Origin of the sequence: Deinococcus aestuarii, assembly GCF_018863415.1 — a bacterium.
Lineage (GTDB): Bacteria > Deinococcota > Deinococci > Deinococcales > Deinococcaceae > Deinococcus > Deinococcus aestuarii.
The window spans coordinates 113,871-140,586 of sequence record NZ_JAHKSN010000006.1; the positions used below are offsets into that span (position 1 = coordinate 113,871).

General features: G+C 69.3%; 19 protein-coding genes. 8 read left to right on the forward strand and 11 right to left on the reverse strand.

Annotated features, from left to right (window positions below; translation table 11 throughout):
* Positions 1-3: 3 nt before the first annotated feature.
* Positions 4-273: a hypothetical protein gene (locus tag IC605_RS10155; RefSeq protein WP_216322796.1), complete on the reverse strand. Its 270-nt coding sequence runs from the start codon at positions 271-273 to the stop codon at positions 4-6.
* Between the two features lie 296 nt (positions 274-569).
* Between IC605_RS10155 and IC605_RS25095 the strand changes: the two genes are divergently transcribed.
* Complete coding sequence (locus IC605_RS25095; RefSeq protein ID WP_216322798.1) at positions 570-1,052, forward strand: hypothetical protein; 483 nt, start codon at positions 570-572, stop codon at positions 1,050-1,052.
* Between the two features lie 315 nt (positions 1,053-1,367).
* Here IC605_RS25095 and IC605_RS10165 read toward each other — a convergent pair whose 3' ends face one another.
* Positions 1,368-2,588 carry an ROK family transcriptional regulator gene (locus tag IC605_RS10165; RefSeq protein WP_216322801.1) on the reverse strand — a complete coding sequence of 407 codons (1,221 nt, stop codon included), beginning with the start codon at positions 2,586-2,588 and terminating at the stop codon, positions 1,368-1,370.
* A 153-nt stretch (positions 2,589-2,741) separates the two neighbouring features.
* Between IC605_RS10165 and IC605_RS10170 the strand changes: the two genes are divergently transcribed.
* Positions 2,742-4,370 carry a carboxylesterase/lipase family protein gene (locus IC605_RS10170; protein WP_216322804.1) on the forward strand — a complete coding sequence of 543 codons (1,629 nt, stop codon included), beginning with the start codon at positions 2,742-2,744 and terminating at the stop codon, positions 4,368-4,370.
* An 88-nt stretch (positions 4,371-4,458) separates the two neighbouring features.
* Positions 4,459-6,438, forward strand: coding sequence for a glycoside hydrolase family 3 protein (locus IC605_RS10175; protein ID WP_216322806.1), 1,980 nt, complete (start codon positions 4,459-4,461; stop codon positions 6,436-6,438).
* An 842-nt stretch (positions 6,439-7,280) separates the two neighbouring features.
* Here IC605_RS10175 and IC605_RS10180 read toward each other — a convergent pair.
* Positions 7,281-7,565, reverse strand: coding sequence for a hypothetical protein (locus IC605_RS10180; RefSeq protein WP_216322809.1), 285 nt, complete (start codon positions 7,563-7,565; stop codon positions 7,281-7,283).
* Between the two features lie 582 nt (positions 7,566-8,147).
* On the opposite strand from IC605_RS10180, the gene IC605_RS25380 reads away from it, so the two are divergent.
* Positions 8,148-9,926: a S9 family peptidase gene (locus tag IC605_RS25380; RefSeq protein ID WP_216322812.1), complete on the forward strand. Its 1,779-nt coding sequence runs from the start codon at positions 8,148-8,150 to the stop codon at positions 9,924-9,926.
* A gap of 82 nt (positions 9,927-10,008) precedes the next feature.
* On the opposite strand, the gene dinB (IC605_RS10190) is transcribed toward IC605_RS25380, so the two are convergent.
* Entirely contained in the window at positions 10,009-11,097 is a 1,089-nt protein-coding gene (gene dinB, locus IC605_RS10190; protein ID WP_216322833.1) for a DNA polymerase IV, read from the reverse strand.
* Positions 11,098-11,350: 253 nt separating this feature from the next.
* Here dinB (IC605_RS10190) and IC605_RS10195 point away from each other — a divergent pair, with 253 nt between their 5' ends.
* The gene (locus IC605_RS10195) at positions 11,351-12,253 is read left to right on the forward strand and encodes a phosphotransferase (protein WP_216322836.1); all 903 of its coding nucleotides are present in this window, start codon (positions 11,351-11,353) and stop codon (positions 12,251-12,253) included.
* Between the two features lie 288 nt (positions 12,254-12,541).
* On the forward strand, positions 12,542-12,949 hold the full coding sequence (locus IC605_RS10200) for an HU family DNA-binding protein (protein ID WP_216322839.1): 408 nt from the start codon (positions 12,542-12,544) through the stop codon (positions 12,947-12,949).
* A 74-nt stretch (positions 12,950-13,023) separates the two neighbouring features.
* On the opposite strand, the gene nucS is transcribed toward IC605_RS10200, so the two are convergent.
* Entirely contained in the window at positions 13,024-13,785 is a 762-nt protein-coding gene (gene nucS / locus IC605_RS10205) for an endonuclease NucS (protein WP_216322842.1), read from the reverse strand.
* Positions 13,786-13,930: 145 nt separating this feature from the next.
* Here nucS and IC605_RS10210 point away from each other — a divergent pair, with 145 nt between their 5' ends.
* Positions 13,931-16,216, forward strand: coding sequence for a 3'-5' exonuclease (locus IC605_RS10210; RefSeq protein WP_246580670.1), 2,286 nt, complete (start codon positions 13,931-13,933; stop codon positions 16,214-16,216).
* 22 nt (positions 16,217-16,238) lie between these two features.
* Here IC605_RS10210 and IC605_RS10215 read toward each other — a convergent pair whose 3' ends face one another.
* The 3 genes from IC605_RS10215 to ung all read right to left on the reverse strand — a co-directional run bounded on the left by IC605_RS10215 (position 16,239) and on the right by ung (position 22,153).
* Positions 16,239-18,356, reverse strand: coding sequence for a UvrD-helicase domain-containing protein (locus IC605_RS10215; protein WP_343216571.1), 2,118 nt, complete (start codon positions 18,354-18,356; stop codon positions 16,239-16,241).
* Between the two features lie 399 nt (positions 18,357-18,755).
* A complete protein-coding gene (gene dinB, locus IC605_RS10220) occupies positions 18,756-19,859 on the reverse strand; it encodes a DNA polymerase IV (RefSeq protein ID WP_343216572.1) in 1,104 nt (367 codons plus the stop codon).
* Positions 19,826-22,153, reverse strand: coding sequence for a uracil-DNA glycosylase (ung, locus tag IC605_RS10225; protein ID WP_343216573.1), 2,328 nt, complete (start codon positions 22,151-22,153; stop codon positions 19,826-19,828). Before ung ends, dinB (IC605_RS10220) begins: the two co-directional genes overlap by 34 nt.
* 598 nt (positions 22,154-22,751) lie before the next feature.
* On the opposite strand from ung, the gene IC605_RS10230 reads away from it, so the two are divergent.
* The gene (locus IC605_RS10230; protein ID WP_216322850.1) at positions 22,752-23,375 is read left to right on the forward strand and encodes an SOS response-associated peptidase; all 624 of its coding nucleotides are present in this window, start codon (positions 22,752-22,754) and stop codon (positions 23,373-23,375) included.
* Positions 23,376-23,620: 245 nt separating this feature from the next.
* Here IC605_RS10230 and IC605_RS10235 read toward each other — a convergent pair whose 3' ends face one another.
* From IC605_RS10235 to IC605_RS10245, 3 genes are all read right to left on the reverse strand, one after another.
* Positions 23,621-24,649 (reverse strand): LacI family DNA-binding transcriptional regulator, encoded by a 1,029-nt coding sequence (locus tag IC605_RS10235; protein ID WP_216322854.1) that lies wholly within the window; start codon positions 24,647-24,649, stop codon positions 23,621-23,623.
* A 272-nt stretch (positions 24,650-24,921) separates the two neighbouring features.
* Entirely contained in the window at positions 24,922-25,800 is an 879-nt protein-coding gene (locus IC605_RS10240; protein ID WP_216322856.1) for a carbohydrate ABC transporter permease, read from the reverse strand.
* The gene (locus tag IC605_RS10245; protein WP_216322858.1) at positions 25,797-26,705 is read right to left on the reverse strand and encodes a carbohydrate ABC transporter permease; all 909 of its coding nucleotides are present in this window, start codon (positions 26,703-26,705) and stop codon (positions 25,797-25,799) included. The genes IC605_RS10240 and IC605_RS10245 overlap by 4 nt, the downstream gene beginning before the upstream one ends.
* Between the last annotated feature and the right edge of the window lie 11 nt (positions 26,706-26,716).

Genomic DNA, 26,716 nt, shown 5'->3' on the forward strand with positions numbered 1-26,716 from the left:
CGATCACCCATCCGGGGAACGGGTCTCCACGTCAATGAACACCGTCAGGTACGGATAGCGGGGGTCTTTGCGCGGCAATCCGGCGACCGACCACTCGAGGAACGCCTTCCCCACCACCTGCTGGAGCCGGCACTCGTCCGTCTGGTTCGAAAGGTCCAGGTTGACCGCCAGGGCGACGCCGTGGTGAGGAAAGGTGGTCTTGTCCTTGAGACGGAAGCAGACGAGCTCTTTCTCGTTGTGCTCCAGGAGGTCCCACTCCGCGTGGTCGAGCACCGCCGAGAACCACTCGCTTCGGTGCTCGACGTAGGTCTGGACAGCGGTGAGGCGGGAGTCTTCTTGAGCCGTCGGGAAGTCATGCGGTCATTCTCGGTTCGGCCTCACCTCACGAACGCGCGCCCGGTGACAAGCGTGGTGACGTTCGTGAACGTCCTGCGTAAGAACGCCCGGAGGGGACCGGCCTCACGCTCGTCCTTGGCCGCCCGGCCACCCACCTCTCCCGAACCCACTGCCGAGGTCCATGCCCACGTCCACAGTCAAGTCAGGGCAACGCCCCCTGCTCCCACACGAATGTGCCCGACCACCTGCCCGTGACGGTCAAGCAGGGGTTCGTCTCCTGCGGCGAGAGAAGGGATTCTCCCGAACTGGTGGTCTCCCCGAGGGCCACGGGGTACGTCGTCTCTCCCAATGTGCGCCTCAACGACGTGTTCCTGATCTCGCGGGCGACCGAGCATCGGCAGAGCGTGCTGGGTCACCCGCGAGATCAGCACGTGGGCGTTCTGATTTTCGAAGAGCGCGACTTCAGACTGGTGCTCGCCATCATGGGCGAGACCGTCGCCCGTCTTCTGGGAAAAGCAATCCAGGAACGCGGCAAGCCGAAGATCCTGATCAGTGATGACGGGTCAACTCGACCCGTCGTGCCCTGGACGCCTGGGCACACCAAGAGGGCTCGAACGGAGCCTGATCGTCCCAGGAAAAACCCGTCCTGGAGGCCTGCCCTGAATCGCTGGGCGGACGCTTCCGTGACGGGTGCTTGCACCAGCACTGGTTCGTGAGCCTGCCACAGGCACGGCTGGTCCTGAGCGTGTGACGACGGGATGACAACGGCGTCCGGCCACACAGCTCGCCGAGCAACCTGGCGCCGCGAGAGGTTGCCTCCCGTTCGACGGGCTGAGGTCGGTTGTGATGAGGGGTTCAGGCTGAACCACAGGGTGGGGCAGGCTCAACGGCCTCCGGTCGGAGGGTGACGTGACCTGTCCTGCGGTTCGCCGTCAGCAACCCCATCGACGGAACGGAAAACCGCGGCGGGGACACCCCGTTCCGCGCCACTGGTCCCGACTGGCCCCGGGCGTCGGGCATGTGGTGGTGACTCACCGGCTGATGGACGGGGTGGGGTCGGGACGGGTCACCGCGTACAGCCGCTCCAGCCCGCCCGGGCTCAGCAGCCGTTCCAGCAGCAGGGCGCCGATGCCGAGCACGCCGGCCTCCGCACCGTGAGTGCTCAGGCGAATCTGCACGTTTCTCTGGCCGAGCGGCGTCCCCCGTTGCGCGACGGACCGGCACAGGGCCTCCAGCAGGGGCGTTCCCGCCGAAGCCACCTGTCCCCCGACGACGACCACCGACGGGTCCAGCAGATGGAGGAGGCTGGCCGTGAGGCGTCCCAGCAGGTCCCCGAGCACCTGCACGACCTCCTGCGCCGCCGCGTCCTCGTGGAGCAGGCCGACCACGTCCTCCATCCCGCTGTCTGGTCTCAGGCGCACGGACGGGACCCTGGCGAGCACCTGGCTCAGGACGGTGGGCAGAAGTCCGGCGGGGCCGCTCCCCGTTGGGGCAGGGACGCGCAGGTCCTCGGCCAGCAGGGGCCACACCTCCCCGGCCCCGCCGTGGACGCCGCGGTGCGGTCTGCCGCCCAGGATCAGGCCCGCGCCGACGCCCGCCCCCACCTTGAGGTAGACAAGGTCCTCGTTATGGTGGGCACCGAAGTACCACTCGGCGAGGGCCCCCAGGTTGGCGTCGTTCTCGATCAGGACGGGCACGCCAAAGAGCGCCCGCAGGGTGCCCGGCACGTCCTCTCCCCCCCAGCCCCGCATGAAGGGCGTGTCGGCCACCTGTCCCGAGACCGGGTCCACCGGCGCGGGCAGGCCGACGCCCATCAGGGCCACCTGCGCCAGGCGAACGTCGGCCTGCCCCAGAACACCCTCCACCAACCCGGCCAGGGTGCGGTAGGTCGCCTGGGGTCCCTGACGGATGTCGAAGGGCACCTCCCGCTCGGCGACGGGCCGACAGCGCAGGTCGAGCAGCGCCACGCGCAGGTGCCGGGCCCCCACATCTGCGGCGAGGAGGTGGGCCGCCCGGGGCTGGAGGGTGAGCCGGGTCGACTTGCGGCCCGTGGAGGCCGTCTCGAAGGGGGCGCCCTCGCTCACCAGCCCCGCCTGGAGAAGCCCCTGCACGATGTCGGACATGCTGCTGCGCGCCAGGCCGAGCTGCCGCGCCAGCTCCACCCGGGGCAGGTCACGCTGCCACAGCAACCGCAGCACCTGCACGACGTGGTGGTCACGAACCCCGGTGGCCTGCTCCAAGCGAAACGGCATGGTGGCTCCCAGCGTACCCGGTCCCCGCCCCTCCACCGTTTGTTAGGCGAACGAACAATGTCTAGCCGGGCGGCCACCTCCCGGCGGGGCCGGTGCTACCGTCAGCGCGTTCACACGTCACAGCCCGGGTCCGCCCGTTGCTCAGGAGGTCGTATGGAACGGCGTTTTCCCCACGTGTCTTCGTCGCCGCCGTCTTTCTCGCCCCGGGCCCGCCGACGCCGGGCGCTCCTGGTGACCACCCTGGGGCTGACCCTGGCGGCCTGCGCCGGGGTCACGCCCCCCGACGCCCTGACCGTCCAAACCGACCGGGGGGCCGTCCGCGGCGTCAGCGCCGGGGGCGTCGAGAGCTTCCGGGGGATTCCGTACGCCGCCGCGCCCGTGGGCGACCTGCGCTGGAAGGCGCCGCAACCCGCCCCCGCCTGGTCGGGCGTGCGGCCCGCCGGGGAGTTCGGGAACACCTGCCCGGCCCTGGAGAGCACGAACGGGCCCCGCTCGGAGACCGAGGACTGCCTGTTCATCAACGTGCAGCGCCCGGCGGGGACGAGTGCGGGCGCGGGGCTGCCGGTCTACGTCTTCATCCACGGGGGCGGGCTGACGAACGGCAGCTCCAACCAAGCCGACATGGACAAGATCGTCCGCGAGACGGGCGTGATCGGCGTGAGCCTCAACTACCGCCTGGGCGTCTTCGGGTTCCTGGGGCACCCGGGCCTCACCGCCGAGGCGGGCGAGTCGGGCAACTTCGGGTTCCTCGACCAGCAGGCGGCCCTGCGCTGGCTTCAGCGCAACGTCGCCGCCTTCGGGGGGGACCCGGCCCGGGTGACGGTCGGCGGGGAGTCGGCGGGCGGGTACTCGGTGTGCGGGCACCTGGTCTCCCCGGGGTCGCGGGGGCTCCTTTCCAAGGCCATGCTCCAGAGCCCCTACTGCTCCAGCCGGACCCAGGCGCAGGCCGACGCGGGCGGCACGGCCTTCGCCGCGCGGCTGGGCTGCACCGACCCGGCGAACGTGCTGGCCTGCCTGCGGAACGCCTCACCCGCCGCGCTGCTGGACGCCAGCGCCGGCTTCTCCTCCCTGTTCGTCCGGGGCACCTCCGCGCTCCCGAACGATCCCCGCGAGGCCGTCCGCACCGGGAACTTCGCCCGGGTGCCGGTGGTCATCGGGGCGACCCGCGACGAGGGCCGCACCTTCTCCCAGGGCAACATCGGCTGGACCCGGGCGCAGTACGAGGCGTGGGTGCGAGAGACCTTCGGGAGCAATGCGGGCGCCGTGCTCGCGCAGTACCCGTGGCCGCAGGGCGCCGACGAGTACACCGGGGCGGAGTTGTCCGGGGACATCCTGACGGATTCGGGCCTCATCGTGGGGATCGGGGGGTGCCCGACCCGCACCTTCGTCCAGGACTTCGCCCGCTCCACCCGCACCTACGCCTACGAGTTCGCTCACCGCACCGGCCCGGGGCTGGTCGACCGGGGCGAGTACGAGTGGGGGGCCGGGCACGCGGCGGAGCTGGCCTACCTCTTCCCGAGCTTCAATAACGGCACGCCCATCGCGCCCCTCTTCGACGCCGCCGAGCAGCAACTCGCCCGCGAGATGGTGGCGTCCTGGGGCTCGTTCACGAAGAGCGGCAGTCCCGAGGTCACCGGGCAGGTCCCCTGGCCGCCCCACAACGAGCAGGGCCGCACGCTCTCCCTGCGCGCAGGCGGGCAGAGCGTGATGATCGACGACGCGACCTACGTCGCCGAGCACCAGTGCGACTTCTGGAACACCCTGCCCGCGCCGACGAACTGAGCGCCGACCCGGGCGACCGCCCCCGGCGCCCCATTCACCCCCGGGAAGGCCGGTCCCGCGCTGCGGCCTTCACACCGACAGGAGAACCATGACCCCCAGATCCCTGCCCCTGATCGCCCTCACGTCCACCCTGATCCTCGCGGCCTGCACCCAGGTCTCCGGGGAGGTGCAGCCCGAGTTGGGCGCCGGGCCCGGCGTCACGCTCATCACCGAGGGCGGGCGAAGCTTCAAGGACCTGAACAAGAACGGGGCGCTCGACCCCTACGAGGACTGGCGCCTCACGCCGGGAGCGCGCGCGGACCACCTGATCTCCCGGATGACCCTGGAGGAGAAGGCGGGCGTGATGATGCACGGCACCGCCCCGACCACGGCGGGCGGCGTCGGCCAGGGCAGCAGCTACGACCTGACCCAGGCCACGCGGATGATCCGGGACGAGCACGTCAACACCTTCATCACCCGCCTGGACGGCGACCCGGTGAACCTCGCCACCCAGAACAACCGGCTCCAGGAGATCGCGGAGGCGACCCGGCTGGGCATCCCCGCCACCATCAGCACCGACCCGCGCAACTCCTTCCAGTTCGTGCTGGGCGCGACCAACGAGGCCGGGCAGTTCAGCAAGTGGCCCGAGACGCTGGGGCTGGCGGCCACCCGCGACCCGAACCTCACCCGCCGCATGGCGGACGTCGCCCGGCAGGAGTACCGGGCGGTGGGCATCCAGATGGCCCTCTCGCCCCAGGCGGACCTCGCCACCGAGCCCCGCTGGTCGCGCATCAGCGGCACCTTCGGCGAGGACGCCGCGACGGTGAGCGCCCACGTCGGCGCCTACGTGTCGGGCTTCCAGAACGGCACCCAGGGGATCAACAGGAACAGCGTGGTCACCGTCGTCAAGCACTGGGGCGGGTACGGCGCGGCGCGCGAGGGCTTCGACGGGCACAACAGCTACGGCAAGTACGCGGACTTCTCGTCAGGCGCCAGCTACGACAACCACCTGCGGGCCTTTCAGGGCGCCTTCGACGCGGGCGCCGCCGGGGTGATGCCCACCTACTCCATCCTGACCGGCGTCACCGTGAACGGGCAGGCGCTCGAACAGGTCGGGGCGGGCTTCAACCGTCAGCTTCTTCAGGACGAGTTGCGCGGGCGGTACGGCTTTGGGGGCGTGATCGTCTCCGACTGGGCGATCATGAACGACTGCAACGAGATCTGCGTGAACGGCAGCCCGGACCCTGCCGAGCGCGTCCGGGGCATCGCCATGCCGTGGGGCGTCGAGCACCTGAGCCGCGAGGATCGCTACGCCAAGGGCGTGGGCGCGGGGCTGGATCAGATCGGGGGCACCACCGACTCTGCCACCCTGATCTCGGCGGTGAAGAACGGGAAGGTCACCGAGGCGCGCATCGGCGAGTCCGTGCGCCGCATCCTGGTCCAAAAGTTCGAGCAGGGTCTGTTCGAGAACCCCTACGTGAACGCGCGGAGGGCCGGTGAGGTCGTCGGCAACGCGGGGTTCAGCCGGGAGGCGGACGACGCCCAGGTGCGTTCGCTGGTGCTGCTGGAGAACAAGAATGACCTGCTGCCGCTGGGGAGCGGCGTGAAGAAGGTCTACCTCTACGGGGTCGCGCCCGAGGCGGCTACCGCGGCGGGCTTCACCGTCGTCACCACCCCGGGGGAGGCGGACGTCGCCATCATCCGCGCCGAGGCGCCGTTTCAGACCCTGCACCCCAACTACTTCTTCGGCAGCCGCTACCACGAGGGCGACCTGGATTTCAAGGACGGCCATCCCGCCTACGAGGCCTTCAAGGCCGCTGCCGCCCAGGTGCCCACGATCCTGACCGTGTACCTCGACCGCCCGGCCATCCTCACCAACGTCAAGGACAGGGCGGGTGCGCTGATCGGCAACTTCGGGGTGAGCGACGCGAACCTCTTCCGGATGCTGACCGGGCAAGCGCGGCCGGAGGGCAAGCTGCCCTTCGAGCTGCCGTCCTCGATGGAGGCGGTCCGCGCCCAGAAGCCTGACCTGCCGAGCGACAGCGCCGCCCCGCTCTATCCCTACGGGCACGGCCTGGCGTTGAAGTAGAGGCGGACGAGTTCAGACCGCAACGAGCAGGGACAGGGCGAAGGGCCCTGCCCGTCCCTGCCCCTGCGTCCATGACTCCCGGGCGGCGCCCACGTGACCTGCCCGGGTCCGGCAGGCGGGACCGCTGAGAGAGGGTTCAGATCAGCGTGTTGGCGTTGATCTCCTCCGCCGTAGCGCCCAGCGCCCCCTCTCGCGCCCGGAACGCGTTGACGTTGCCCGGCCAGGGGTGCTCCCCGCCTTGATCACGGAAGATTCGATCCTCGCCCCGCTCCGGCAGACCGAAGAGGAGGTGCGGGTCACCCGGCAGCGGTCGAGTTCCGCCTCCGCCCCGTCCCGCCAGGAGGGGGCCCTCCCACCCGCGAAGGGATGGACTGGGCCGCTGGTGCCCTGGGGGATGCTGAGGGTTGGGGAGGGACAGAGGCCGCCGAGAACGCCGTGTCAAAAGTGTGTTCCAGACAGCCTTTCCTCGAACTGCGGGACGTCAGTCCTGCCCCATCCTCCCGCTCGCCGCGGGCGTCCGCACGCATGGGGCCGGTGAGGACCGGCCCGGGAGCGTCTGGGGTCATGAGGCAAGCTGGCGCAGCCGGTTCGGGCCAGGGAGACGCTCTGTGGCTCGGGGTGAGAGCGGCTGCTGACCGGGCCCCTCCGGTCGAGGTGAACCGGCTCACGTCTGATGGAGCCAGGGCCTCACGGAGCAGGCGGATCTGCGCTTCGTTCGCCTCGGCGTGGGCCTGGAGCTGGGGGTCGGGCACGGCCAGCAGGATGACAGATGAACCGCCCCCGGGCAGACGAACTTGCGGTACCGACTCTGGAAGGTTGCCCGTCGCCGCCCGCCCTGGGGCTCAGAACGGGATCAACAGGTTGAGGAGCCTTCGCAGCTCATCGGGGGTATCATCCGCCGTCCGGGTCGCGGCGCGGGCGGCCAGCACCCGGAACTCGTCCTCGGACGGCAGCGTCGTGGCCTCCACGGTCAGGGTGTGGGGGGACCACCCGGGCTTGGGGCCACACTCCAGGCGCACATCGTCGGGGCGGTAGCAGCGCCCGGGCTCCAGCTCGAAGCGCGCCCGCCACACCCCTTCGGGCGCCAGGACGATGAAGAGGAAGGAAGAGAGCGTCACTGCCCCCATTTTGCGCCTCCAAAGGTGAAAAGCGCGAGCACGGCGGGAACGTGGCCGCGTCCCAGCAGGGAGGGTCCGCAAATAAAGCAGGGCTCTCCCGCCGGGGGCCTCTCCGGGTGGGGTGCCTGAGGGAGGCGGCACCGTCCTCCTCCACCGCCCGTCGCCAGGAATAGCAGGTGAGGAGGTCGTTCACTCTCGTTTCTGGTCGCGAACTCGAACGGCCCATAAGAACCGGTGAACAACGCGCGCTCCGCCTGCACTCCACTCCCAGGGCTCTTGAGGATTCGGCCTTCACCCCTGGGATCAGCTTCACGCCTGGAGCAGCCTGCTCCGCTCACCGACCAGGCCCGCGAGCGCACCGCCTTCACTGTCCGGGGACACCGCGAGCGACCAGGCCGCCCACCCCGCGCAGCCCTGCCCTGCTTTCCCGGCCTGAACCGTCAGGCACCCCCGCCGAGCGGTCCCCTCCGGGTGCCTTCCTCTCCACCCCGCCGTCGCGCGGCCGCTCCACCCTGCGGACCTGCCGGGTGAGCCGGGGAGCTTCACTCCGGCCTGGAGGGCGGCACGACGCGGCGGGGGTACGATCACCGGGTGAGCGACGCTGACTTCCGCCGCTACCTCAACGTCCGCTCGTGCGCGAACGGCAGCCTGCGCGCCGACGGTGCTCGCCTGGCGTTCCTACACAACGCGGACGGCACCATGCAGATCTGGACCGTCGACGGGCCGGGCCGCTGGCCACAGCAACGCACCTTCTTTCCGAACCGCGTGAGCGGGCTCGTCTACGCGCCGCACGGCCACCAGGTCCTGTTCGGCATGGACGAGGGCGGCAACGAGCGAGACCAGCTCTACCTGATGGACGACGAGGGCCTGGAGGTGCGTGCCCTCACGGCGGACCCCCGGGTGAGACACACGTCGGGCGTGTGGAGCCCGGACGGCACGCGGATCGCCTTTACCGCCACGCGCGAGAACCCGAGCGACTTCACGCCCTACGAACTCGACGTGGCGAGCGGCGAGGTCCGCAAGCTGGCCCCCCTGGGCGGCTACGTCCTCGCCTCCGCCTGGCTGCCCGACGGTTCGGGCGTGATCCTGACGCGGGCGCACTCGCGGCTGAGACACGAACTGCTGCTGGTGCGGGGCGGGGAGGTCATGCCACTCACCGGGCCGGACGCGCAGTACCTCGCCGTGCGGCCCTTGCCGGGCGAGGCGTCCGCCCTGGTCCTCACCGACGCCGGGCGCGACTTCACGAACCTCGCGCGGCTGGACTTCACGACCCGTGAACTCACCTTCCTGTCCGACCGTTCCTGGGACGAGGAGGGCGTGCACGTCACGACAGACGGGACGTTGGCCCTGCTCGTCTGGAACGAGGAGGGCTTCGGGCGGGCCGAGCGCCTCGACCTCGCCTCGGGCGAGCGGCGCGAGGTCACGGGCCTGCCGCGCGGCGTGCTCGACGGGCCCGACCTGGGCCGCGACGGGCGCACCTTCCTGCTGACCGCTCACGGTCCCACCGAGGCGATGAACGTCTGGGGAGTGAACGCGGACGCGGGTGAAGCGACCCGCTGGACGGGGGCCACACTCGGGACCGTGCCGCAGGCGGCCATCGTGCAGCCCGAGGTGGTGCATTTTCGGAGTTTCGACGGCCTGCGGGTCCCCGCCCTGTACCTGCGCCCGCATGGCGCGCAGGGCATGCTGCCCGTCGTCGTGGTCGCCCACGGCGGGCCCGAAAGGCAGAGCCGCCCCACCTTCAGCCCGGTCGGTCAGTACCTCGTGGCGCAGGGGTACGGGGTGCTGCTGCCCAACGTGCGCGGCTCGACCGGCTACGGCAAGGCCTATACCCACCTCGACGACGTGGAGCGGCGCATGGACAGCGTGGCCGACCTGCGGGCCGCCTGGGACTGGCTCGTGCGGGAGGGCGGCGCCGACGAGCGGCGCATCGCCCTCTACGGGGGCAGCTACGGCGGCTTCATGGTGCTCTCGGCCCTGGCAACGTACCCCGACCTCTGGGCGGCGGGCGTCGACCTCATGGGCATCGCGAACTTCGTGACCTTCCTGGAGCGCACCAGCCCGTACCGCCGTGCGGTGCGCGAGGCGGAGTACGGCTCGCTGGAGCGCGACCGCGCGTTCCTGCACGCCATCTCGCCGCTCACGCAGGTGGACCGCATCCGCGCGCCCCTGATGGTGATCCACGGGGCGAACGACCCGCGGGTGCCCGTGTCGGAGGCCGAGCAGATCGTGGCGGCCCTGCGCGCCCGTGACGTGCCGGTGGAGTACCTGCGCTATGAGAACGAGGGCCACGGGCTGGTGAGGCTCGCCAACCGGCTCGACGCCTACCCGAGGGTCGCGGCCTTCCTCGCACGCCATCTGGGGAGGTGACCCGTTCCCAACGCGTCTCCCCTCGCTGCTGCCGGTGAAGGGGCTGCGCCTTGGGTGTGGCGAACCGCGCTCCCGGCTGACTTCACCGCCCCTGACTTGAGTGCCTGGGGGCGTCCCATCGTCTTTCGGCTCCTGGCCGAGGGCTGAGGTTGACGACGCTCACGCCGAGCAGCCGAACCCGGTGCCCACCCAGCAGCTCCGGCGTCAACACCTCGGCGGCGGCCTCGGCCAGTTCGTCCGCCCTCGCCAGCGGCGCCTCCCGGGTCCGGTGCCGCGTCACCCGCGTCCCGTCCTCGTACCGCAGCTTCAGGACGACGGTCCGGCCGGCGTACCCCCGCTTGGAGAGCCGCGCCTCCACCTCCGCCGTGATCCCGGGCAACTGGGCCAGCAACTCCTCTCGTGTGGTCAGGTCCCGCTCGAAGGTCTCCTCGACCCCGATGGACTTGGGCTCCCGGTGCGCCTCCACGGGCCGGTCATCCACTCCTCTCGCCAGGTCGTACAGCCGGGGCGCGAGCTTGCCCGCACCCAAGATGGCTTGCAGCTCCGGCAAGGACCGCGCCCGCAACTCCGCCCCGGTGTGGATGCCCTGGGCCTGGAGCTTCCCCGCGATCACCGGCCCCACCCCATAGAACTCCTCGACCGGCAGGGCCGCGAGCAGCGCGTCCACCTCCTCGGGAGGGATGACGGTCAGGCCCGCGGGTTTCTTCATCCCGCTCGCCAGCTTGGCGAGGAACTTGTTCACCGACACCCCGGCGGAACAGGTCAGTTCTGTCTCCGCCTGGATGTCCGCCTGGATGCTGCGGGCGATCTCCTCGGCCTCGGCGAGCGTCCGTCCCTCCTGGGTCACGTCGAGGTACGCCTCGTCCAAGACCAACGGCTCAATCACCTCGGTGTAACGGGAGAAGATCTCGTGGATCTGGGCCGAGACAGCGCGGTACACGTCCATGCGCTGCGGGATCAGGATGATGCCGGGGCAGCGCTGCCGCGCGAGGTGCACGGGCAGGGCGCTCTTTACCCCAAAACTTCTTGCCACATAGTTGGCGGTCATCACCACGTCCCTGCGGCCCGGCACGATGACGGCGACGGGTTTCTCCCCCAACTCCGGCTGGTCACGCACCTCGATGGAGGCATAGAAGGCGTCCATGTCCACGTGCACGATCAGGCGGGTCATGCCCGCAGTGTCGCTCACCCTGCCAGAACTTGGAGTCGGGAATCCCGCCTTCTGCACGGTCGCGTTGGTGCCCACCTGCCGTGGAGCGTGCGTCACCCGGCGCAGGGCCTACTGGTCCCCCACCGCTTTGTGCCTTCGCGCGCCCGTCGTGTGGACCTTGAGCGGCCGTGGTGCTCCCCACCCTCGTCCCGCACCCTCCAACTCAGGAGAGCCACCTTCGTGCCTCCGGTCCGCCGACCCTTAACATCCCGGCATGGCCCGCTCCTCCGCAGCCATCGACCTTCCCACCGCCACGGCGCTTCTTCGCGCCGATCTCCCCCAATTCGCGCACCTCGCCGTGACGCTCCTCGGCGAGGGCACCGACCACCTCGCCCTCGACCTGGGCGGGCACTACGTCTTCCGCTTCCCAAAACGACCAGACACGGCCGCCGCCCTCCAGAGCGAGGCGAGGCTCACCGGGTGGCTCGCCCCGGTGTTCCCCCTGGCGATCCCCAGGTACGAGTTTGTCCGGAGACTCGGCCAGGACCCGGCCCACAGCTACGCGGGCTACGCGAAACTTCCCGGAACACCCGCCTTGTTCCGGGAGGCCCAGCACACCCCCTTCGCCGTCGTCGGACCTCCCCTCGGCACCTTTCTGCGTCGGCTGCACGACATGAGGGTCGAGGAGGCCCGGGCGCTCGGCGTCCCAGTAGAGGACGACCCCGGGCTCGACGAGTGGGCGCAGGAGGCATTGAGCGACCTCGCTCTGGCGGTGGAACGCGGGGAGGTGTCCACCGACGCCGGGAGGCAGTGGGAACACCTGCTGATGACCCCGCCCTCGCCCGAGACCGTCGCACCCTGCCTCATCCACGGTGACCTGGCCGCCGAGCACGTCCTGCTCGACGAGCAGGGCACACCGACGGCGGTGATCGACTGGAGCGACGCCGAGGTGGGTGACCCCGCCCGGGATTTGGCCGGTGTCCTGCACTGGGGCGGCGACGGACTGCTGCACCTGGTCCTGGAGACCTACGGCAGGGTGGATGAACGCACGCTGGAGCGGGCACGCTGGTTGGCCGTGTGTCGCGCCCTCGGGGACCTCACGTACGGCGCGGAGAACGGTCTGGACGCCTACGTTCGTGCGGGGAAGCGGGCGTTGGGTTGGCTCTCCCCGCCTTGATCCTGAAGTTCCTGGGAGGAGCAGGCGGAGGCTTCGCCTGGCCGCCACGGCCCGACCTCGACGAGCACCTCGAGGTCGGGCGGCGGGCAAGACGGGGAGGTCGCTGAGCTTGCCCTGCCCTCGAATGACACAGGCAGAGGGCACGGGCGCACGAGCTGGCCCAAGACGTCTCCGAGTTGCACCGCGTTTTCCACGGAGGGGCAGCAGGGAGGCGGGAGAGCGAGCAGAACAGCGTCCTCCGGGCAAGTTCGCTTGCATTCCGAGGGTGCAGCCGTCACGATGCAGGCCATGACCAAAAAAGCGGCGAAGGCTCCGGCCAAGAAGACGGCAGCGAAGCAGCAGGCGGCGGAAGCCGAGCCGACCCCTCAGACTCCAGCCGAGAGCAGCGCGGGCGGCAAGATCGCCAAGACGCAGCTCGTCGAGCAGGTGGCCCAGCAGAGCGGTCTGACGAAGAAGCAGGCGGGTCAGGCTGTGGATGCGGCGATGGAAGTGATCGTGGACGCGATCAAGCAGGGGCAGAGCGTGGGGTTGCCTGGTCTGGGGACGCTGAGTGTGAAGGCGACCGCCGCCCGCACCGGCGTGCGCCCGGGGACCAGCGACCGGATCCAGATTCCGGCGGGCCGCAAAGTTGCCTTCAAAGTCGCCAACACCCTGAAGGGGGCGCTCGGCCCCACGGGTGACACCGCCGCCGAGTAAAACCCTGCCACCCGAGCGCCCTCCAGGGGGCGCTTTTTGCTTGAGTCACGCGGGAGGACCGACGCCCAGGAGAGTCAGGAGTCGAACAGGCCCGGTTGCGTCGAGACTGATACGGCCACGGGCAGGGCTTGCACTTCCCGGAACTCCAGCCCGCGCCCCTCCAACTGCGCTCGCGCCGGCGCCGTGATCGAAGGCGCGGCCAGAATTCCTCGCACCACCGCCGGCCCCACCGTCCGCTGCACCGCCTGCACGTACCGGGCGAGTTGCGACACCGCATCCTGCGTCGCCCGCCCCCGCTTCAGTTCCACCACGACAAAGCGTCCCTGAGCATCCTGCGCGTACAGGTCAATGCCGCCTGACTCCACCAGCAACTCCCGGTTCAGCACGCGTAAGCCCGGCTCGATCAAGTCCGGGTGACGCGCAAGGGCGTCCTGCATCTGCGCTTCCGACCCCGACAGCACAAACCCCGCTTCCTCCGAGAGTTCCAGGGCTTGCGCGAGGTGCGCTTCCAGAAAGACCACCCGCACCTGTTCCGCCGGACTCCGCCGAGAAGCCATCAACACGCCCTGCCCCTCCTCGACCCGGGCCGTGATCTCGTCCGTGCGCGGCTGCCAGTTCATCGGCCGCACGCCCTTCGGCGCATGGATTTGCACACTCCCGTCCCGCTTGAGGAGGACCAGGTAGGAACCGACGTCCGCCGTGCTGGCCGCACGACCTTGGTACGTGACCTCCGCCAAGCCCGCGACCTGCACCAGGCAGTCGCGCGTCCGCGTGTGCCGCAGCAGGAAGGCGACCAGGTCCGCCGCAGAAGGGGAGAGCAGTTGCTCGCGAATCACGCGTTCAACTCCCGGAAGACGTTGGGGAACGGCATCCCTCTATCCTGAAGGACAAACCAGCAGAAAGGAATATGCTGGAGGCGTATTTGGTAGCGCCCCCTGTGATCCCTTGGCTCCTCCCCCTTCCTCCATGAGGCCGCGAACGTTGAGTCACCCCCTCACCCACCACCCGGCTGCGGAAGGACTGGACCCCTGGGTGTTCGGGCATGACTCCACCCCGGGCATCGTGTCCGTCCACGCCGACCTCACGGGTCAGGCGCTGGTCTGGCGGCGTGATGGGGAACAGGTGGTGCTGGAGCGCACCCGCTTCCGCCCCTGGCTGTACGCGCAGGACTTGGTGGACGTGCAGCATCTCGGCCCGCGTCTCACCCGCGACAACGACCAAGCCCCCTTCAGCGTGCAAGAACTCCCCGGACCCCCAGGCAGCCTGAAGTACCTGCTCACAGCACAAGATGGCCGGACCCTCCGGCAGGCCATCCTTTCCGGCGCATCCCGACGCCTCGGGCGGCCCGTCACCAGCCTGCACGACCTCCGCGGGTACTACACGGTCGGTCCCACCGAGCAGTACCTGATGGCTTCCGGCCGCACGTACTTCAAGGGGATGACCTTCGACGACCCGCACCGCCTCCAGTTCGACCTGGAAACCACCAGCCTGAGCCCCGAGACCGGGCGCATCTTCATGATGGCCGTGCGCGATAACCGCGGCTTCGAGACCGTGCTGGAAGTTCGGCGGGCGGTGCAGGAACCCGAGCTGATCCAAGCACTCGTGCAAGTCATCCAGGAACGCGACCCAGACGTTTTGGAGAACCACAACATTCACGCGTTCGACCTCCCGTTCCTGATGGGCCGGGCGCAGATGCATGGCGTGGAGCTGAACCTGGGTCGCCCGGGGGGCCGACCAGGCGTGTGGCGGGTGCAGGACGGTCGCTCCTCCCCCCACTGGGCCTGCGCGGGTCGAGAGATCGTGGACACCATCGACGCCGTGCGCCGCCTCGACCTGCCGAGCGCGAGCCTCAAAGTCGTCTCACGACTCTTCGGCATCGCTCCCGAGGACCGAGTGTACCTGGAGGGCGACCAGATCGCCGACACCTACCGCACCGACCCCGCCACCGTGCGGCGGTACGCCTTGCAGGACGTGCAGGAGGTCGACGCCCTCGCCCGCCGCGTGCTGGCCCCCTCCTTCGCCCTCGCGAAGATGGCCCCACGTCCCTATCACCGGCTGCCCTACGCTGGCACCGCCACCGGCCTGCTCGAACCCATGCTGGTCCGTGCTTACCTGCAAGCTGGACACGCCCTCCCTGGGGACCAGCCCTTCGCTGGGGAGCCGCACCAGGGCGGGGCCGTCCACCTGTATGCCGAGGGCGTCTTGCCGCGTGTCGTGAAGGTCGACATTGCCAGCATGTACCCCAGCCTGATCCGCCACGAGCGCATTGGTCCCACCTGCGATCCGCTCGGCGTCTTCCTGCACCTCATGGATCACCTGACCGCCCTGCGGCTGTACCACAAGGCGGCGGCCAAGCGCGGCGACCCAGGTGAGCACGACGCAATGCAAAGCGCGATGAAGCTGGTCGTGAACTCCGGGTACGGGTACCTGGGTGCCGGGAGGCTGGCCTTGTTCGCCGACCGGGAGGCGGCCGACCGCATCACTCGGCGGGGACGCGAGGTGCTGCACCAGGTCGTCGAAGCCATTCAGGAGCGCGGCGTCACCCTGATCGAAGCGGACACGGATGGCGTGTTCTTCTCCTGCCCGGACGGCTGGAGGGAGGAAGACGAGCGCAAGCTCATCGCCGAGGTCGACGCCCTGTTGCCGGAGGGTGTGTCCCTGGAGTTCGACGGGCGGGCCAGGGCCATGCTCAGCCACGAGATCAAGAACTACGCCCTGCTGCGCTACGACGGCCAGCTCGTCCTCCGAGGCGCGGCGTTCGAATCCAGCCGGACCGAGGCGTATGGACGAGCGTTCTTGCACCAAGCCCTGACGTGCCTGCTCTCCGGGGACGTGCCCGGTGTGCAGGCGGCGTACCTGAGCACCCTGCGCTCGCTGGAGACCCGCCGGTTCACGAACGCGGAGGTGGCGAGCCGGGTGCGCCTCACCAAGACGCCCGAGGACTACGCGGCGACGCGTGCGACGCGCAAGGAGGCCGCGTACGAGGCCCTGCATCGCTTGGGCCGGACCTGGCGGGCGGGGGAGCGGGTGACGCTGTACCACCGGACCGGGGTGGGGCTGGTGCCGCTCGACACGAACCCGAACGGGCAGGACTATGACGTGAAGCACTACGCGGCGAACCTGCGGCAGGCGTACGCGACGCGCCTGCGCAAGGCGTTGCGCCCGGAGGATTACCGGCAACTCTTCGAACACGTCGGCCAGCCGAGCCTGTTCGATCAACCTGTCGAGGGCATGCAGTCGATTTGGTTGCCGGTCACGCCCTCCTGAGGGAGACCTGATAGTCTGACCATCACGGCGACTTCAGCCGGAGATGCATTCCCAGCGGCGTGAACGGCTCCCCGAGGAGTTCGCCCGTGCGAGGGTCGAACCGGAACGCCTGACCATCCACGGTCACGCTCCACACCCGTTCCCCCCGGCGCGTCACCTGCCCCGCTCGCACCCGCGCGAAGTGGTGGTCAAACACCACGACGGCCACTTGCTTGCCGGTCAAGGCCTGCATCAAGGGCACGGCGAGGCGGGCTTGACTCGCGGCGCGCTCCACCTGTTTCAAGGTCGCCGCGTTCACTTGGACGGAACGGCTCCCCACCGAACGGAGGAGAGTCAACGAGCCTTCCGCCCATTCGCGGAGGGCTGGACGGGGTTCCTCCAGCAAGGCTTCCAGGCGCTCGCGCAGAGCTGAAGTGGGGAGGAGGTCCGACCCAACGTACAAGGGCAGGCTCCGATGGTCCTCCACCGCTTGCGGGACGTGCACGTCCCGCAGCCGCTGAACGTGCTGCCCCCGCTCCTCAACGGAAGCCGCAGGCACCTTGAGTCTGGGAGGCAGGGGTTGAGGGAGAGCGTCTTCCACGGGCGTCTGCCACACCGTCTCGACGGGCGCAGCTTCCACCTCCACCAGGTCCTGCGGTGCAGCCTGGCTCTCCGGGAGCGCAGCAGGTTCCACCCTCCAGCCGTTCGCCCAACTCTCCTTCCCGTACGCCAGCCGCAACGTGTCCTTGGCGCGCGTCAGGGCCACGAACAGCACGCAGCGCTCCTCTTCCGGGTCCCCATGCGGAGACGGCATCAACTCCGGGTACAGCAGCGTCACCCGCTCCCACTCCAACCCTTTCGCTCGGTGAACCGTGCTGAGCAGCACGTCCGCGTCCTCGTGGTACAAGCCTCGCAGCACGCCCATCACGTCGGTCACACTGGCCGTTCCACCAGCCACGTTCGCCGCGCGTAAGGCCAACAGGCGCAGGCAGGCGCACAGGTCCTTGAGTTCCCCCAGCCCCTTCTTCGCCGCCAGGTCCCCTTCCTCCGCCTTCTTGACCAAGGGTGTCGCACGCTTCTCGTACAGCCCGTTCACCAGGTTCTTGATCTCGTCTTTGGTGAACGGGCCCGGGAACGCGTCCTGCGCCGCCGTCTCCAAGCGGGTGGCCAAGTCCCGGCCTCGAATGTTCACGCTGACGTTCTGCGTCATCAACAGCAGGGCGGCACGGACGAGTGGGGCGTTCAGGCGAGAGAGGATCACGTCCCCACGCGTGTACGTCGCCGTGTCCGCAGCCAGGTGCTCGACGGTCCCCGCCCGTGCTTGGGGGGCCGCCTGGATGAAGGTGCTGGCGTTCCGAGCGAGGTGCACGTGGCTGACCGGGCAACGAAAGGAGACGCTCAACGGTAACTCCTGAGCGTCTAAGCGCTCGGCGAGGCGCCATAAGCCTTGCGGGTCTGCCCCAGCGTAGGTATAGATCGCCTGCTCGGGGTCTCCCACCGCAATCAGCCGACCAGCACGGCGGTCATGGCCGGCCAAGCCCAGCAGGTGGGTGACGAAGCGCTGCCGAAGGGGGGTGAGGTCTTGAGCCTCATCCACGAGGGCCACACCCAGCGTCCCTTCGGCATACCCCAGTTCCAGCGGGAGCCAGAGGAAATCCGTGAAGTCCGGCCCTCCTCCCGCTTGCCAGTCGTGCAGGCTGAGTCGCTTCATCCCATGCAGGACCCAGCGTAAGGTGCCCAGGTCTTGCTCCTGGGGCCATTCCGCCGCGAGGGCCAGGGCGACGAGATCATCCTCGTGAGCATCCCCGTCCAGCGCTTGCTCCCGGGCCGCATCCCACGCGCGCGCCGCCACCCGCACCACCCGGCGCTCCACCCGCTCGCCCGCATACAGCACCCCGGCCAGACGCAGACTCTTGTCCTCCTCCACGTCGAGGGCGGCCTGGCGCTCCCGGCACAGCACCCGCAGCCCGTACGCGTGCAGGGTGCTCGCTGACACCCGGGGCGGCAAGCGAGGCCCCACGTCCACCACCGCGTGCTTGTTGTACGCGAAGTACACCACGGGGCGTGTGGTGTCCAAGTGCCAGGCCGCTTCGGTAAGCGTCGTCGTCTTCCCGCTCCCAGCGGTCGCGCGCAAGACCAGGTGCCGTTCGGTGTCACGCACGGCCACCACGAAGGCCCGTTGCTGCGGCGTGAAGTGCTGCGGGAGAGGGCGTGGTTTGGACGTTCGAGCGCGGAGCTGACTCCCCCGCCAGGACACGTAACTCACAGAGGTGTCTTTCGGGGTGGGAGTGAGGGCATCGCAAGTCCTTTCACGGCGAGGGAGCCATCCAGCGGGTGGGCGCAGCAGTCTCCGCCCGAATCCAGGCCCTCACTGTGAAGCAGCACCAGCAGCAGATGCAAGCCAACCCGTCCAGCAGGACGAGGTGGAGCCTCTGTGGCTCGACACGCCGCGGTTCTGGCTCAACGGCACTTGCTCGCCCAAGGACGTCTCGGGCGCCGCCGCGCAGCTCCTCTCGGACTCCAACCCTTCACCTGTGCGCTCCCAGGGCTGAGCAAGCCTTCACACGCCCTTCCCGATTTCGCCCGGCGCACTGGGCCCCCGGCGGACCAGCGTCATGACGCTGATCCCCAGCAACCGCACCCCCCGTCCGGCCAAGAGGTCCGGAGTCAGCAATCGCTTGGCTGCCTCGGCCAGGTCGTCCGCACCCTCCAGGGGCTGGGCCCAGGTCCGGCGGCGAGTCACGGGCGTCCAGTCCTCATACCGCAGCTTCAGCACCACCGTCCGGCCCACATACCCGCGCTTCGCGAGCCGGGCCGCCACCTCGGCCGCCACCCCCGGCACCTCCCCGAGCAGCGCCTCCCGCGTCGTGAGGTCTGAATCGAAGGTCCGCTCCACCCCGATGGACCGCGCCTCACGGTGCGCTTCCACCGGCCGCTCGTCTATCCCGCGCGCCAGCTCGGACAGCCGGAGAGCCAACTTGCCCGCCCCCAGAATCGCTTGCAGTTCGGCCAGCGACCGCGCACGTAGCTCTGCGCCGGTCTGAATGCCGCGTGCCTGGAGCTTGCCCGCGATGACCGGGCCGACCCCGTAAAAGTCCTCGATAGGCAGGGCGGCCAAGAGCGCGTCCACCGCCTCGGGAAGGATTACGGTCAGGCCGTCCGGCTTGTGTCGCCCGCTCGCGAGCTTGGCGAGGAATTTGTTCACCGAGACCCCCGCCGAGGAGGTCAAGCGCGTCTCCGTCAAGATGTCGGTCTTGATCGCCCGGGCGAGGCGTTCCGCGTCAGCGAGCGTTCGTCCCGCCTGGGTCACGTCGAGGTACGCCTCGTCGAGAGCGAGCGGTTCCACCACGTCGGTGTACCGGGCGAAAATCTCCTGGAGGTGGGCCGACACGGCGCGGTAGACCTCCATCCGCTGGGGGATCAGCACGAGGTCGGGGCAGCGTTGCACGGCAAAGTGGACGGGCATCGCGCTCCTGACCCCGAAACGCCGGGCGACATAGTTCGCCGTCATCACCGCCCCCTTGCGGGCGGTAGCGATGACGGCGACAGGCTGCTCGGCCAGGTCCGGGCGGTCGCGCACCTCGATGGCGGCGTAGAAGGCATCCATGTCCACATGCACGATCAGGCGGGTCAGGGCGCCGTGTTCCTCTCCAGGAGGCACCACGCCACCTCCCCGCGCCCAGCCTCCCGCAGCGCCGCGTTCGCTTGGCTGAAGGGCCGACGCCCCAGGAAGCGCGCCGCACTCAGCGGGCTGGGGTGCCCCGCCTCCAACACGACGTGGTGGGAGGCGGTGATGAGTCGGGCCTTGCGACGGGCGTGCGCCCCCCACAACAGGAAGACCACCCGCTCAGGCTGCGCGTTCACCGCCCGGATCACCGCGTCCGTGAACGCCTCCCACCCCCGGTTCGCGTGGCTGCCCGGCTCCCCCTGCCGCACCGTGAGCACCGCGTTCAGCAGCAACACCCCCTGCCGTGCCCACGCCCGCAGGTCCCCGTGGCGGGGAAGGGGGCACCCCAGATCGTCTGCGAGTTCCCGGTGGATATTCGCCAGGCTGGGCGGCACCCGCATCCCGGCCCGCACGCTGAAGGCCAGGCCCTGTGCCTGTCCGGGGCCGTGATACGGGTCCTGTCCCAGGATCACCACCCGCACGTCCTGGAGGGGCGTGAGGTGCAGCGCCGCGAAGACCTCCGGCTCGGGCGGGTAGACCGGGCCCCGCTCGCGCTCAGAGGCGACCAAGGCCCAGAGGTCGCGGAAGGCCGCTCGCGCCATCACCGGGCCCAGGGCCGCCTGCCAGTCCGCCGGGAGACGCGGCAGGGTCACCGGTGGCACCTCGGGAACCAGCATGTCGAAGAGCAGGGGTTGCCCAGGGGAGAGGATCGGGCGCAGAGGGGAGGGCGCTGGGCGGGTCGCGACCGTTGTCCGCTGCCCCCTTCGGCTCGGGGCCATCCGCCCTTCCGCCCGGAGCTGGGCCTTCTTGCGGCTCCCGTGCCGCTCGTAGACCTGCCGCGCCACCTCGCGCCCGGGGTCCTTCACCTGGGCCTCCCGGTGACGCTCCCTCGCCGCCCGCACCGCCTCGCGGTCGTCCACGATGGGCTGTGGGTAGCTCTCCCCCACCCGGAAGCCCACCTCGGCCTGCACGAGCGGCGGGGTCAGGTGGGGCTCATGCACGTACGCCGGGGGCAGGACCCGCAGCTCCGGGAGCCAGGTCCGCAGGAAGACGCCCTCCGGGTCCTGGTCGCGCGCCTGCTTGGTCGGGTTGTAGATGCGCAGCGTGTTGATGCCGACCATCCCCGCCTGCATTTGCACCTGCGACCAGTGGATGCCCGGCTCGTTGTCCAGCCAGTGCCGCGCGAGGTGCAACCCCACCGCCCGCCAGGGCAGCCAGAGTTGCTCGGTGGCGAAACTCACCAGCAGCGCGCGCATCCGGAAGGGCAGCCACCCGGTCGAGAGCAGCATCCGCATGCAGGCGTCCACCATCGGGAAGCCGGTGTGCCCGCTCGCCCAGGCGTCGAACGTGATCCTGGCCTGCTCGTCCAACTCCTGTGGGCGCAGGTCGGCGAGGGTGGGGTTCAGGCCGCGGAACTCCATCTCGGGCTCGCTCTCCAGGCGCTGCATGAAGTGGCAGTGCCAGTGCAGGCGACTCTCGAAGGAACGCAGCGAGCGGACCCAGCGCGGGTCGGCCTCGGGGTCGCCCGCCACGGCGGCGAGGCGCTGGCGGGTGGCGTGGACCACCGTGCGCAGGCTGAGGGTGCCGAAAACGAGGTGAACGCTCAGCCGCGAGCAGGCGTGCTCGGCGGTCAGGGGACTCGACATCTCGCGGGTGTAGTTCACCCCGCGCTCGTTGAGGAAGCTGTGCAGGGTGGCGTGCGCGAGGCGTTCGCCGAAGGTGCCCGGCGGCCAGGGCAGCACCTTGTCATTCTTGGGGAGCCCCAGGTCCCGGTGGGTAAGCAACTTCCCCGGAGGAAGGTGGCCAGGACCGCGCAGCCGTTCGGGAGCCGGTCTCGGTGAGGTGCCCAGGCGGGCTTCCCACTCCTCGGCCCAGGAGTCGCGGGAGCGGAGCCTGCGCACGACGCCGTTCTGAGGCGGCTCGTAGAAGGGGAGGCCTCGCCCCTTTGTCCAGGCCCGGACCCGCCGATCGCGCTGATAGCTCACCCAGTTCCCGGTCTCCTGATGGGCCCAGAGAGCGGAGAAGGGCGCCTCCTGCCGCAGGGCCTCCAACACCTCCACTGCCTCCCCGTGACGCATCAGCAGCGGGATACCCAACTCGCCCAGCCGCTCCCGCAACTCGGCGAGGGCGTCGTTGAGGACGCTGAGGTGGGCGGGGTGGAACTCGGGGTGGCGGTACTGCTCGGGCTCGTACACGTACAGGGCCAGGACCTCGCCGCACTCGGCGGCCCCGAGCAACGCGGCGTGATCCTGAACCCGCAGATCGCGCTTGAACCAGACGAGATGAGGCACCGGCTGAGTATCTCGGGCCACCACGAGACACACCGTAGGAAACTTGGGACTCAGGTCCGAGGTCAAGGCTCGGCGGAACCCCAGGAGCCGCCCCTGGGTAGGCTCGTGAGCGGCCAGTCCCGGAGGGAACCGTCTTCCTGTTCCACGCGGGCGAGGTGGCCTTCGAGAGCGTCCACGGTCAGGCAGCCGATGAGCACCCGCTCAGGCGGTTCCGAGGTCATGCTCGCACCGTCGCGCAGGGAGGTGCGCCGCGTGGGCTCACTTCCCCCAGAAAGAGCAAGGGTTCTCAGCTTCATGGCTTGGGCAACAGCCCTGACAGGGCGACCGCCTGCTCGTCGTCGCGTCGCTTGACCACCGGCTGCACCTCGTGGAGTTCAACTCCTTGTGCCAGCCGAACCTCTCGTGTTCTGCCGTTCGGTGAACCCCTCAGCACCCCTGAGAACACGTCCGAGGCCCCTTCCTGGCCCTGCTATGAGGACGCATGAAAAACGTCGTTCAGCACAAGGAGAATTTCGACAGTATTTCGCTGGTGTAGAAACGTCTTTTCTTGATTATGTTCTGGACGTAGAATAGAGGCAGCTTCTCAAGGAGGTGCGTCATGTGCAACCGCGCGGAAGACCAGTTCGCCTCACCCGCCCGCCAGGATCTGCAACGCTTGTTCGGTGACATCTTCACCTGGCCCGAGCCGCGGGAGCGGATCAACCCCACGGACCCGCTCCTGGCGGTTCGGTTGCAGGGCGACGGCTACGCCGCCGTACAGCTCCGCTGGGGGCTCATCCCCCCAGGGAAGAGCCCTGAGGACCTGAAGCGCCTCACGACGACCAACGCCCGCGTGGAAACCCTGAGTGAGAAACCGACCTTCCGGGGTGCGTTCCTGGAAGGTCGGCGGTGCGTGGTGCCGTTGAGCGCGTTCTTCGAGCCGGACGCCACGCACTCGCCGAAACGGGGGGAGCGCAAGCGCTGGCACCGCGTGTATCGCCCGGACCACCGACCCCTCCTCGCTGCCGGGCTCTGGGAAGTCACCGTCACGCCGGACGGCCCGCTCGAGAGCGTCACCGTCGTGACCCGCGATCCAGTGCCGGGCCTGGATGTGCATGACCGCATGCCGGCCCTGCTGTTGTCTCAGGACCTCGACGCCTGGCTGCACGGCACGCCGCAGGAGGCCCTGGAGGCCGCGATGACCAGTTGGCCTTCCGGACTGCTCGTGCAGACCACGGCGTAACGTTGTGCCTGGGCTTGACCCCGAAGCGTTGACCCAGCGGCTTCAGCCGTTCAGGCCGGGCTTCCACACCCGGATCAGGCGCGTTCTTGCGTGGGGCACAGGCGGGAGCAGGGGTGCATTTGCTGGATCGCGTGCTCCCTCCCAGAACGGTGGCCGCGACGGCTAGACCGACTCCTGGGAGAGGCGAGGTCAGCTTTCTTCACCTCCCTGGGTGTTCCAGAACGAAAAACGTCGGCACTCGTCTTCTAAGCTCGGGCACCCGGGGGCGCCGTGGTGGCCCGCACGAGGAGGTGTGGCTGAAAGACATGATGCGACGCGCCCAGCCGCTGCCCCTGGATACGGCGCATCAGCTCCTCCAGGCTTTTGCGCCCGAGCTGGGCGAAGTTCTGCTGAACCGTGGTGAGCGGCGGCTGGTAGAAGGCGGACTCGGGCGTCCCGTCGAACCCCACGACCGAGACATCCTCCGGGACCCGCAGACCCATTCGCGCGAGGGCGGACAGCACACCCAGCGCCATCTGGTCGTTCCCGGCAAAGACCGCGGTAAAGGCGGTGTCGGCCCCGCGCGCCTCCTCCACGGCCCGGAAGCCGCTCTGCGCGCTCCAGTCCCCGGTCAGCCTGGGCAGTTCGGGCAGGCCGTGGGCGGCCAAGACGTGGCGGTACCCACGGTGGCGCAGGTCCGCGTCGTTCCACTCCACGGGACCGCCGATATGGAGAATCCGGCGGTGGCCCAGGTGGACGAGGTGTTCGGTGGCGAGGCGCCCACCCTCGAACTGATCGACGCTGACGCTGGGACCCTCCACCTCCGTGGTGGCGTCGATCATGATGAAGGGGACGCTCGCGCTGATCACCGGCACGATCTCATGCGCGTCGTACGGGGTCAGCAGCACCAGCCCGTCCACCCCGAACTGCTGTAAGCGGGCCACGGCCTGCACCATCTCCGCCGCCTCGAAGCGGCGAAGCGTGGTGAGCATACTGTCGTACCCGGAGAGGCGGGCCGACTGCTCGACGTGCTGGACGATCTGAGCCGGGCCGTACTGGTCGGTCGCGGAGGCGACGATGCCGATGAGGTGCGACCGGCGGGTGACCAGCCCCTTGGCGATCAGGCTGGGCCGGTAGTTGAGGTCCTCGATGGCGCCCAGCACCCGCTGGCGGGTCGCCGGGGCCACGCTGGGGTGGTGGTTGATCACCCGCGAGACGGTCTGATAGGACACGCCCGCCCGCTGGGCGACGTCGTGGATCGTGGCGTTGCGCGTGGACGGAGCTACCTTCGACATGGGAATCTCTCCGTCCTCACCCTGGAGGGCCGGAAACGCCCAGGCCGGGTCCAGGGAGGCCGAGCTTCGTTTGAAAGGGCTGTTCATGCATGGGAAGTCGTCCTCGGCAGTCGGCGCGAATCATTTCATGACGGAGGCGCCTGTGCAGGAGGCTCCGTCTGAATCCAGCGTTCAGAAAAAGGGCGTGGGGAGGTGATGGCCCTCCGAAACGGGGCGGGACGGGAGGCCAGCCGCGCGCCCCGTCCCGCCCCGCTGCGGGCCTCCGCCTCCCGCTAGCCCTTGAGGCCCGCCGTCGCCATCACGCCCTCGGTCACCCGGCGCTGAAAGATCAGGTAGGCGATCATGGTGGGGAGGGCCGCCGTCATCGCCGTCGCCATCGTCTTGGCGTAGGCCACCCCGTAGGCTGACTGCACCTGGGTGATGCCAACTGGAATGGTGAGCTTGGGCGGGTCATTCAGGACGATAAAGGGCCACAGGAAGTTATTCCAGGCCGCAATGAAGGTCACGATGGCGAGCGCCACGGTGATGCTCCAGTTCAGGGGCAAGAAGATGCTGAACAGCACCCGCCATTCGCCCGCCCCGTCGATGCGCGCGGCGTCGCCGAGTTCGTGGGGAATCTGGTCGAAGAACTGCTTATAGATCACCACGGCGATGGGCGCGGCGAGCTGCGGGAGGATCAACCCGGCGAAGTTGTTCACCAGGCCCAGATTGTTGATCAGGATGAAGAGCGGAATCAGGCTCGCCTGGAAGGGCAGCATGAAACCCACCAGCACTAGCCAGTACAGCCACTGCCGCCCCCGGAAGTCGATCTGCGACAGCGCGTACGCGCACAGCAGCGAGAGCAGCAGCACGAGCACCGTGATCGCCAGCGAGGTCAGGATGCTGTTCGCGTACCAGCGCACCAGCGGGCTGTTCTGAAGGATGTAGGTGTAGTTGCTCAGGTCGAGAGTCTGTGGCCAGAAGGTCGGCGGCGTGACGATGGTCTCCTCGTCGGGTTTGATGGACGTCACCGCCGCCCAGTACACCGGGAAGACCCACAGGGCCGCGAGCAGGACGGTGAGGGCCGTGACTACCCCGCCCCACAGCCGGGCGAGCCGGACGGAGGGGGAAACGGTGCGGCGGGCCGTTCTTGGAGCAGAGGCGACGGTCATGCGCGTTCTCCCCGGTTGAGTACCCGCGACTGGAGCAGCGAGGCGGCGAGGATGACCACCATCAGCACCACGCCGATGGTCGAGGCGTAGCCTCCGTGCTGCTGCTGGAAGCCCTCGCGGTAGGAATACAGCAGCAGCACGAGCGTGCGGTCAAAGGGGCCGCCCGCCGTGAGCAGGTAGACCTGATCGAAGATTTTAAACTGGGCGATCAGTTGCAGTAGCAACACCAGGCTCGTCACCGGCCAGAGGTTCGGCCAGGTGATCGACCAGAAGAGCCGGGGGCCGGATGCCCCGTCGAGCGCGGCGGCCTCGTAGATCTCGGGCGAGATGTTCTGGAGTCCGGCGATGAAGAGCAGGATGTTGAAGCCCACCGTCCACCAGATCGTCACGAAGGCGACGGCGGGCATCGCCCACACCGGGTCCTGAAACCAGGCGACGCTGCTTCCGGTCAGGGTGTTCACGATGCCGAAGTTCGAGTCGAGCAGCCAGTTCCAGATGTTCGTGACCACGCTGACGGGCAGCACGTACGGCAGGAAGAAGCAGGCGAGGACCAGCCCTTTGAGTCTCTTCAACCGCGTGACCAGCAGCGCCAGCACCAGCCCCACGATGGTGTTCGGAATCACCGTCAGCAGGATGAAGTACAGCGTGTTGAGCAGGGCCGTCCAGAAGGTCGGCTCGCGCAGGAGCCGGGTGTAGTTGCCCAGCCCGATGTACTGCCCCTGCCCGGTGAGATCGGCGTTCGTGAGGCTGAGTTGCAGGACCCGGAAGGTGGGGAAGATCAGGAACACCAGGTAGATGATGACGAAGGGCGCGACCATCAGCAGGGCGGTGATCCAGCGGCGGCGCAGGTGGCCCCGCTTCTCCCGGCTGACGAGCGTGGCCCCCTGGGAGGCGGTGTCGAGCATGAGGCCTCAGG